Origin of the sequence: Streptomyces sp. NPDC005576 (assembly GCF_042871745.1) — a bacterium.
In the GTDB taxonomy this organism is placed as follows: Bacteria; Actinomycetota; Actinomycetes; order Streptomycetales; family Streptomycetaceae; genus Streptomyces.
Genome location: NZ_JBIAJC010000001.1, coordinates 517,877 through 526,982, shown reverse-complemented (window position 1 = coordinate 526,982; position 9,106 = coordinate 517,877). Strand labels below are relative to the sequence as shown.

The window sequence follows — 9,106 nt, the reverse complement described above, 5'->3', positions numbered from 1 at the left end:
GTACGGGGGGGGGGGGGGGGGGGGGGGGGGGGGGGGGGGCGGGGGGGGGGGGGGGGGGGGGGGGGGGGGGGCGGGCGGGGCCCCCCCCCCCCCCCGCCGCGAACCGGGGGTCCCGGGAAAACGGACACAAGGGCGGCATTTTATCGTCCGAAAACCGGAGCGGTGGAGAAATTGCCGCTCATGATCCGGTCCTCACCACTTCTCCCCCGGGTGAGGGTGACCGTCACAATCCCGCGACTCCGCGCGCACCGGCGCCCCCGTGCGGGCCGCCGAGGGTGCCGGGTGCGCGACCGGGAGTCACCCCTTCTCGCGGATTCCCGTCCACGCCGGGTGGCGGGGGTCGTCCGCGCGGACGGCGGCGTCGGCATGGTCGGCGGGGGCGGTCTCGTCCTCGTACCGGGCGAAGGCGGGCAGGGTCCACCGGTCCTGCTCGTCCGTGCGCCGCCGCAACGCGCCCGGCGAGAGCCGCAGATGGACCGAGAGGTCGAACGGGTACCACTGCCCCAGCAGCAACGGCCCGTGCAGCACCAGCACTCCGCCCTCGGGGAGCAGGTGGTACGGGCTGCGGGTGGCCCGGTCGGTCACCGGGTCCCAGAGGTCGGGCAGGACCCGTCCGCTGCCGCCCGGCTCCAGCGGGCCGAATACCTCGCGCCAGAGCGCCCCGGTGTCGAACCAGCCCTGCGCGTACGAGTCGGGGTCCCGCCTGCCGTACTCGTACCGCAGGCTCGCCGGGCGCAGGAATCCTTCTGCGGGCACGACGAGTACCGCGCGTCCGCGCAGCCGCAGGGCCTCGGCGAGGCGTTCGGCCAGTGGGCCGGTGCCGGCGGCGGGGGCGCCGTCGACGCCGATCCTGAGCCACCGCCCACCGCCTCCCGGGCTCAGTCCGTCGGCGCGCGCGGCAAACGCCTCCGCCAGCCGGTCCCAGGTGATCGCTTCGAGTCGCACCCGTCCATCATCCACCGGCGCCCGGCCGCCCGGCCGGTCAGTCCCCGCGCAGTTCCGTGGCGAGCGGGCTCTCGCCGTGCACCTCGATCCGGCCGTCCTCCACCGCCTGCGCGAAGGTAGTTTCGTCCCGGCCCAGGGCCAGGCAGAGTCCGGCGTCCAGGACGATGCGGGCGTCGGCGCGGGGGTCGCCGCCGTAGCCGTAGACCTCCTCGCCCGCTGCCACGGAGCCGGTGCGTACGTGGAACTCGCCCTCGTCCAGGTGCACTTCGACCACACCCGAGTGGGCCGTCGCGGCCAGTGAACGGCGCAGCGGGAGGGCGAACCAGTGGGCGCGGACGGCGTCGGTGGGGCGGCGTTCCTCCAGGGCGGGCGCGCCCCACCGGGCGAGTGCGCTGAGGACGGGCAGCAGTTCCCGTCCCCGGGCGGTGAGTTCGTAGACCGAGGCGGCGGCCGGGGGCGGCAGCTTGCGACGCAGGGCGAGTCCGCCCTGTTCCATGTCCTTGAGGCGGGAGGCGAGGACGTCCGTGCTGACGCCCGGCAGGTCCGCGTGCAGGTCGGTGTAGCGGCGCGGTCCGGCCAGCAGTTCACGGACGATCAGCAGGGTCCACCGGTCTCCGACGGAGTCCAGGGCTCGGGCGGTGGCGCAGAACTGGTCGTAACTGCGTCGGCGTACGGGGGGCGCTGCTGGCTGCTGCTGACGTGGCATACGACGCAGTCTAGACATGTTGTTGGACTTTCCAAGGTCCGGCTTGGTAAAACCAAGTATCGCAATCGGCAGGGGAGGAACCGCATGGAGTTCCGGCAGTCCAGCAAGCTCGACGAGGTCTGTTACGAGATCCGCGGACCGGTCATCGAGCAGGCGAACGCGCTGGAGGAGGCGGGTCACAGCGTGCTCCGCCTCAACACCGGCAACCCCGCGCTCTTCGGCTTCGAGGCGCCCGAGGAGATCGTCCAGGACATGATCCGGATGCTCCCCCAGGCGCACGGGTACACCGACTCGCGCGGCATCCTGTCCGCCCGCCGCGCAGTGGCCCAGCGCTACCAGGCGATGGGACTGCCGGACGTCGACGTGGACGACATCTTCCTCGGCAACGGCGTCTCCGAGCTGATCTCCATGGCCGTCCAGGCGTTCCTGGAGGACGGCGACGAGGTGCTCGTACCGAGCCCCGACTACCCGCTCTGGACGGCGGTGATCACCCTCGCCGGCGGCAAGGCCGTCCACTACACCTGCGACGAGCAGTCGGACTGGAACCCGGACCTTGCCGACATGGCCTCGAAGATCACCGTCCGCACCAGGGCCGTGGTGATCATCAACCCCAACAACCCGACCGGCGCGGTTTATTCGAAGGAGACCCTGGAGGGCATCCTCGCTCTGGCCCGCCGGCACGGACTGCTGGTCTACGCCGACGAGATCTACGACCAGATCCTCTACGACGACGCGGTGCACCACCCGGTCGCGGCCCTCGCCCCGGACCTGCTCACCCTCACCTTCAGCGGACTGTCGAAGACGTACCGGGTCGCCGGCTTCCGCTCGGGGTGGCTGGTGGTCTCCGGACCGCAGGCGCACGCGCGCGGCTACCTCGAAGGTCTCTCCACGCTGGCCTCCATGCGGCTGTGCGCCAACGCCCCCGCGCAGTACGCCATCCAGGCCGCGCTCGGCGGACGGCAGACGATCCGTGGACTGGTCGCCCCGGGCGGCCGGCTGCACGAGCAGCGCGACCGGGCCTGGCAGAAACTGAACGAGATTCCCGGCGTGTCGTGCGTGAAGCCGAAGGGGGCCCTCTACGCGTTCCCCCGGATCGATCCGAAGGTGCACAGAATCGTCGACGACGAGCGGTTCGTGCTCGATCTGCTGCTCCGGGAGAAGATCCAGGTGGTCCAGGGCACCGGGTTCAACTGGCCCCGGCCCGACCACTTCCGCATCCTGACGCTGCCGCACGTCGACGACCTCGACGCCGCGATCAGCCGCATCGGGCGGTTCCTGGAGGGGTACCGGCAGTGAGCCCGCGCGTCAGGAGGCGCCCCTGCGGCGTACCAGCCCTCTGAGCGGGACGACGGCCGGGCGGAACCAGAGCGCGACGACCGGCCGCGCGACGAGGGCGAGGGGGACGGACACGCCGAAGTCCAGCGCCGTCGTCCAGAGGTCCGTGGAGACCGGCCGGACGGTGTTCCGCACCGCCGGATCGAAGCTCGGCGCGTAGGCGCCGAGGTCGGGGAGCGCGTCGCGCAGCGCGTGGCGGAAGCCGTCGTCGGCCGGGCCCGGGGGCACCCTGATGTCGAGCACCAGCTGGGTCATGGCGATCGCGGAGATCCCGTCGGACAGGGCGGTCAGCCGGTCCGCGCTCCCGGCGCCCTCCGTCCGTGCCCGCTCGTCACTCACCCGGTCAGCTTCCCCGCGCCGCTGGGGTGCGGTGCCGGATGACGCCGATGGCGGGCACCCCGGGGCTGCCGCGTCCCGTTGGAGGGCCGCTCCCGTGGGGGCGCCGCTCCGGTGGAGGGCCTCTCCCGTGGGGGCGCCGCTCCGGTGGAGGGCCGCTCCCGGGGAGGGCAGCGGAGAACGCGAGCGGGCCCGGAGGCGTAGCCGGCCTCCGGGCCCTGTGGGTGCCGCCTTCGTCGCACGCCGGCACGTTTAAGGACCAGGGTCAGTCGTGATGTCGTCGAGTCCTGCCTTTGGACCACCGCAGATCGAGCTCTGCGGGCCAGATTCGAACTGGCATTTCGACGTCGCTGGGCCCTGGCCCGGTCGATCCGGCGATCGGCGGCCCATGCTGAGTCTGGAGCAAGAGTCTGAGATTGATCGCGGTCTGCCTCTGCCTGTTGGGCCACTCCGGCCGGGAGCTGGTGTGTTCCGGGTCCACCGCCCCGCCGCCAGGCGGGAAGACGATCCGGAAGTGCCGGAGGGAGGACTCGAACCTCCACTGGAACCGCGTCCGTCACGACAAGCCTCAGTTTCAGCTTGCGCTCCTCGCGCACCCCGGCCGCGGTCGTCCGTGGCCGGGGAATCCATGGTCGGTCACCCGAAGAGGTAACCGAATACCGCGTCACCCACCCTCTGGTCGGTGACCTCGGCCGCGTTGGCCTCCTCACGGGCGTACTTCACGGCCTGCTGGAGCTTCTCCACCCGCTCCGTCAGCTCCCGCACACGGCGGGCGGGGAGGGCGCCGGAAAACTTCACCGTCGTCCAGTAACCGATCGGCACGTCCTCGTAGTACACCTCGACCTGCGCCGGGTGCTTCTCGGTCGCCTCCGCCTTCACGTGGTTGCGGGGCACCTTCTTCGTACGGAGGGTGCGGACCGGCTCGGTCTTCCACGAGTCGGTCGACGGGTCCTGCGCCCACGCCTCGGAAGCGTCCAGCACCGGCAGCTTGCGGACGAAGGTGCCGATGTCGGTGAGCTGCTTCTCCAGGAAGAGGAGGTAGGAGACCGGGGCGTCCGCGACGAGCACCCGCCCGTCGACCGCGACGTCCGCACGGGCCGCGCAGTTCGCCCAGTCCTTGGTGGCGGTCACGTCGAAGAGGCGGGTCAGCGCCGCGGCGGTGTCCCGCAGCACGTCCTCGGCCTTGACCTGCACCAGCGTCGACTCGGGCGGGAGCTGCTCCCCCTCCTCGTCCTTCGGCTGGTACGTACGGGAGAGCCCGGCCAGCAACCCGGGCTTCTGCAGGCCGTGATGGGCCGCGGTGAGGTCCTGGTGGGCCTTGGACTTGACGCCCTTCTCGACCGCGATGATCTGATTGAGTTTCGCCACGTCCGGGAAGTCAGCACCGGCAACAGGCTTGTCTCCAGGGGTTTTGCGCACTGCTGTCGCCACCTCGCCACGCCACGTCGCCGCGCCACCTCGCCGACGTGCCGCTCAGCGGCCGAGCAGCGCCAGCAGGACGCCCACCGGGTCCGTGCCCGGCATGGCGCGGGGCCACCAGTCCTCGCTGCCGGGGTCGGCCTCGTAGCCGTACCAGAGGTTGTCACGGCCGAAGCGGAGCTGGAGTGCGCCGCCGGGGTGGGTGAGGTGGTTGCGCCAGGGCGTGAAGCGGGGGAAGTCCGCCGCCGCCAGGGCCGGCCGGGCCCGGTCGAAGGGGCCGGCCGGCGGGTCCCAGGGGGTTTCCAGGACGGCAAGACCCTCCGCGCCGCCCTGCCGCCAGGCGGCCACGGCGCGCGCGAGGTCGGTGGTGTTGCGGCCGGTGGCGTACGCGAGCTCGCGGTAGAGGGCCCGGGTGGTGGCGGTGAGCCCTGCTGTGGGTCCGGCGGCGGCCAGCCGCACGGCGTCCTGCCAGGCGCTCAGTCCGGCGAGCGGGTCGCGGCCGGTGGTGAGGATCGCGTGGGCGCGGGCCGCCGCGTCGGTGGCGAGCTGGTCCAGCGCCAACGGATCGCGGGAGCCGGGGAGTTCGGGGTAGGCGGGCGGCCTGCCGGGAAGAGTGGGCACGGGCAGCGGGGGCGGCAACGGCGGCAGATAGCGCTCGGCGAGCGCCTCCCGGGCGGCTACGGAGGGCGCCTCGGGAGCCTCCGGGCGCTCGCGGGCGGCGTGCTCGGCGTTGCGCCGGGCGAGCTCGTCGAGGAGTTCGCGTTCACCGCGCCCGCGCAGGAGCAGCAGGACGAACGGATCGGTGTCGAGGAGACGGGCCGTCTGGTAGCAGAGCGCAGCAACGTGTTTGCAGGGCAGCGCCCGGTCGGGGCAGGAGCAGGTGGGGTCGAGGTCGTCGACGGCCGGCAGCAGCCGGACCCCGGCACCCTCGGCGGTGTCGACCAGGGCGTGCGGCATGGTCCGGGCCAGCAGGGCGGAGAAGTGCCCGGGGCGGGCGGCCACCGCGTCCAGCAGGGTGTCCCAGCCGCTCTCGGTGAAGACGCGGAGACGGATCTCCGCGCGGTACGGGCGGGGCCTGCTGCCGTGCACGTACGCGACGACCCGGCCGGGGGTGACGGTGATCGCCGCGACATGGCCCGAGTCCGCGTACGCGCGGCCCCGGGCGAGGCGCCCCTCGTCCAGCGAGAGCCCTTCCAGGGCGTCCACCCAGGCGCGGCCCCACCAGCTGTCCGCGAAGGGCTCGCCTTCGGCGGAGGTGCGGGCGGGGACCGCCTCGAAGGTCCGGCGCAACCCGTCCGGGCCCGGCCGGGCGGCGGGAGCACGGCTCCCGGCCCGACCCACGGGCGTACGGACCCCGGGGCCGCGGGCGCCGACGGTACGGGCGTCCGGGATACGGGCGCCGGGGCCGGGGCTCATGCGGGCCTCCGGAGCGCGACGAGGTCGGCGAGGTCGCGGTCGCTCAGTTCGGTCAGCGCACTCTCGCCGCTCTCACCGAGCACCGCGTCGGCGAGGGCGCGCTTGGACTCCAGCAACTCGCCGATGCGGTCCTCGACGGTGCCCTCGGCGATCAACCGGTGCACCTGCACGGGCTGCGTCTGCCCGATGCGGTACGCACGGTCGGTGGCCTGCTCCTCCACCGCCGGGTTCCACCAGCGGTCGTAGTGCACGACATGGGCGGCACGGGTGAGGTTGAGGCCGGTGCCGGCGGCCTTGAGGGAGAGCAGGAAAACCGGTACCTCACCCTGCTGGAAGCGGTCCACCATGCGTTCGCGCTCGGCCACCGGGGTGCCGCCGTGCAGCAGTTGCGAGGGGACGGCGCGGGCGGCGAGGTGGGCGGAGAGGAGCCGGGCCATCGAGACGTACTGGGTGAAGATCAGCACGGACCCGTCCTCGGACAGGATGGTGTCGAGCAGCTCGTCGAGGAGGGCGAGCTTGCCGGAGCGGCCGTCCAGGCGCGGGGCGGCTTCCTTCAGATACTGGGCCGGGTGGTTGCAGATCTGCTTGAGGGAGCCGAGCAGCTTCATGATCAGGCCACGCCGGGCGATCCCTTCCGATGCCTCGATCCGCGCCATCGTCTCGCGGACCGCCGCCTCGTAGAGCGTGGCCTGCTCCCGGGTGAGGGAGACGGGATGGTCGGTCTCCGTCTTGGGCGGGAGTTCGGGGGCGATGCCGGGGTCGGACTTCTTGCGGCGCAGCAGGAAGGGGCGGACCAGCCGGGCGAGACGTTCGACGGCCTCGTCGTTTCCCATGCCCGCGGCCGTACCGGTGTTCTCCGCGGCGCGCGCGTGCCGGGACCGGAACGCCTTGAGGGGGCCGAGCAGCCCGGGGGTGGTCCAGTCGAGGAGCGCCCACAGCTCGGAGAGGTTGTTCTCCACCGGGGTGCCGGTGAGCGCGACCCGGGCGGGGGCGGGGATGGTCCGCAGCGCCTTGGCCGTGGAGGAGTGCGGGTTCTTCACGTGCTGTGCCTCGTCGGCGACGACCAGGCCCCAGTCGTGCCCGGCGAGCTGCTCCGCGCTGGATCGCATCGTGCCGTAGGTGGTCAGCACGAATCCGGCCTCTTCGCCGGGGAGGGTGCGGTCCGTGCCGTGGAAGCGGCGGACCGGCACCCCGGGGGCGAAGCGGTTGATCTCGCGGTGCCAGTTGCCGAGCAGCGAGGCAGGGCAGACCACCAGGGTCGGCGCCGGGTGGGCACGGTGGAGGTGGAGCGCGATCACGGTGATCGTCTTGCCGAGGCCCATGTCGTCGGCGAGGCAGCCGCCGAGGCCGAGCGAGGTCATCCGGTCGAGCCAGGTCAGACCCCGCAGCTGGTAGTCGCGGAGCGTGCCCCGCAGACCTGGCGGCGGCGGGAGGACGGTGTCCTCGGTGAGGATGCGGGAGCGCAGCGCGGCGAGGGCGCCGGTCGGGACGGCTTCCACCTGCTCACCGTCGAGCTCGGCGCTTCCGGTGAGGGCGACGGCGAGGGCTTCGACGGGCTCCAGCAGACCCAGTTCCCGCTTGCGTGCCTTGCGGACGAGGCCGGGGTCGACGACCACCCACTGGTCGCGCAGCCGCACCACCGGCCGGTGCGATTCGGCGAGGCGGTCCATCTCGGCCTCGGTCAGCGGCTCGTCGCCGAGGGAGAGCTGCCAGTCGAAGGCGAAGAGGCGCTCCGCGTCGAAGAAGGAGGTGCCGTCGGTGGCCGAACCCGGGGCGGGACGGACGACCGCGGACGCGGTGAGCGAGCGGGCGAGTTCGCGCGGCCAGTGGAGGCTGACGCCGAGGTCCGCGAGGCGGGCCCCGGACGCGCCCAGCAGCTCGTACAGCTCGTCCTCGGTGAGGGCGAGCACGTCGGGGACGGGCTGGTCGAGGAGGCGCTCCAGCGGCGCCCACGCCCGGGCGGCCCGGCGCAGCGCGAGCACCGTGTCGACCCGGGCGCGCGGCCCGAACGGCTCGCCCGCGAGGCCGTCCCAGAGGGCTGCCGCGTCGGTGACCCGGGTGGGGTCGGCGAGGCTGTGCACCTGGACGACGGCTGCTGCGGCGTGGCGGACGGCGGGGTCGTCCGGGCCGCCGGACATGCCTTCGGGGGCATGGCTGTCCGAACTGTCGAAGAGTTCGAAGGCGGACAGGTCGAGCCGGAGCGAGATCTGGACGCCGGCGTCGAGCCCGGCGGCGACCTCCACGGCCCAGGCGGCGACGCCGGGAAGGTGCTGCGCCTCCCGGGCCGCGAACGGCGGTCCCGAGGCGAAGGCCGCGGCGGGGGTCCGGGGCAGGGTGTCGGCGACCGCGTCCAGGAACGCCCCGACGAGGAACTCGGGATCGGCGAGGCGCGGTGGGGCCGTGTCGGGCAGGGGTACCGCGTACCCCTCGGGCGGGAGGGCCGCGGCCACGGCCCGCAGATGGGCGACGTCCGTGGCGTCGCGGGGGCCCGCCCGCCAGGCGTCGTGGTCCTCGGGCGTCAGCCCGGGGAGCATCCGTCCGCGCGCCACGAGGTTCAGGGCGTGCAGGGCGGCCGCTCCCCAGCAGCGGGTGGACGGGTGGGCGGTCGGCAGGTGCCGGGCCCCCGCGAGGAGCGGTACGGCGTCCGCCACCGGCACCAGCAGTGCGGGCACCTGGCGGCGCTGGACCCCCTGCGTGCCGTGGGCGCGCACGACGGTGACCTCCGCGACGACCGGCGCCGCACCGCTGCGGGGCTCCCCGGGCTCCGCTCCCCCGGCGCCGACCAGGTGGTCCGCCGGGTCCCAGCCGCTGCCGTCGGGGTCCCAGAAGGCGATCCGTCCGTCCCGAGGAAGGGCGGCGGGCAGGAAGACAGCCGCGCGCCGCAGCAGGCGGCCCGTGTCCGTGTCGGACAGGGTTCGCACCGCCATACCTCCCACCCCCTCCCGCTCT

General features: G+C 73.6%; 7 protein-coding genes and 1 pseudogene. 1 reads left to right on the top strand and 7 read right to left on the bottom strand.

Annotated features, from left to right (window positions below):
* Nucleotides 1-297 precede the first annotated feature (297 nt).
* Both ACFYPN_RS02305 and ACFYPN_RS02300 read right to left on the bottom strand, forming a co-directional pair.
* Nucleotides 298-945, bottom strand: a complete 648-nt coding sequence (locus tag ACFYPN_RS02305) for a uridine kinase (protein WP_389296463.1) — start codon at nt 943-945, stop codon at nt 298-300.
* A 37-nt stretch (nt 946-982) separates the two neighbouring features.
* Entirely contained in the window at nt 983-1,651 is a 669-nt protein-coding gene (locus ACFYPN_RS02300; protein WP_389296462.1) for a winged helix-turn-helix transcriptional regulator, read from the bottom strand.
* Between the two features lie 84 nt (nt 1,652-1,735).
* Here ACFYPN_RS02300 and ACFYPN_RS02295 point away from each other — a divergent pair, with 84 nt between their 5' ends.
* A complete protein-coding gene (locus ACFYPN_RS02295) occupies nt 1,736-2,947 on the top strand; it encodes a pyridoxal phosphate-dependent aminotransferase (RefSeq protein WP_389296461.1) in 1,212 nt (403 codons plus the stop codon).
* Nucleotides 2,948-2,956: 9 nt separating this feature from the next.
* Here the strand turns inward: ACFYPN_RS02295 and ACFYPN_RS02290 are convergent, their stop codons facing one another.
* The 5 genes and pseudogenes from ACFYPN_RS02290 to ACFYPN_RS02270 all read right to left on the bottom strand — a co-directional run bounded on the left by ACFYPN_RS02290 (nt 2,957) and on the right by ACFYPN_RS02270 (nt 9,084).
* A complete protein-coding gene (locus ACFYPN_RS02290) occupies nt 2,957-3,325 on the bottom strand; it encodes a TMEM175 family protein (RefSeq protein WP_389296460.1) in 369 nt (122 codons plus the stop codon).
* Nucleotides 3,326-3,837: 512 nt separating this feature from the next.
* Nucleotides 3,838-3,924, bottom strand: a pseudogene (locus ACFYPN_RS02285).
* A gap of 34 nt (nt 3,925-3,958) precedes the next feature.
* Nucleotides 3,959-4,690, bottom strand: a complete 732-nt coding sequence (locus tag ACFYPN_RS02280) for a hypothetical protein (RefSeq protein WP_389296459.1) — start codon at nt 4,688-4,690, stop codon at nt 3,959-3,961.
* A gap of 105 nt (nt 4,691-4,795) precedes the next feature.
* The gene (locus ACFYPN_RS02275) at nt 4,796-6,157 is read right to left on the bottom strand and encodes an SWIM zinc finger family protein (RefSeq protein ID WP_389296458.1); all 1,362 of its coding nucleotides are present in this window, start codon (nt 6,155-6,157) and stop codon (nt 4,796-4,798) included.
* Entirely contained in the window at nt 6,154-9,084 is a 2,931-nt protein-coding gene (locus ACFYPN_RS02270; protein ID WP_389296457.1) for a DEAD/DEAH box helicase, read from the bottom strand. Before ACFYPN_RS02270 ends, ACFYPN_RS02275 begins: the two co-directional genes overlap by 4 nt.
* Nucleotides 9,085-9,106 lie beyond the last annotated feature (22 nt).

Coding starts and splice junctions, on each gene's coding strand:
- ACFYPN_RS02300 (WP_389296462.1), bottom strand. CDS start 1,651: ATGCCACGTCAGCAGCAGCCAGCAGCGCCCCCCGTACGCCGACGCAGT.
- ACFYPN_RS02295 (WP_389296461.1), top strand. CDS start 1,736: ATGGAGTTCCGGCAGTCCAGCAAGCTCGACGAGGTCTGTTACGAGATC.
- ACFYPN_RS02275 (WP_389296458.1), bottom strand. CDS start 6,157: ATGAGCCCCGGCCCCGGCGCCCGTATCCCGGACGCCCGTACCGTCGGC.
- ACFYPN_RS02270 (WP_389296457.1), bottom strand. CDS start 9,084: ATGGCGGTGCGAACCCTGTCCGACACGGACACGGGCCGCCTGCTGCGG.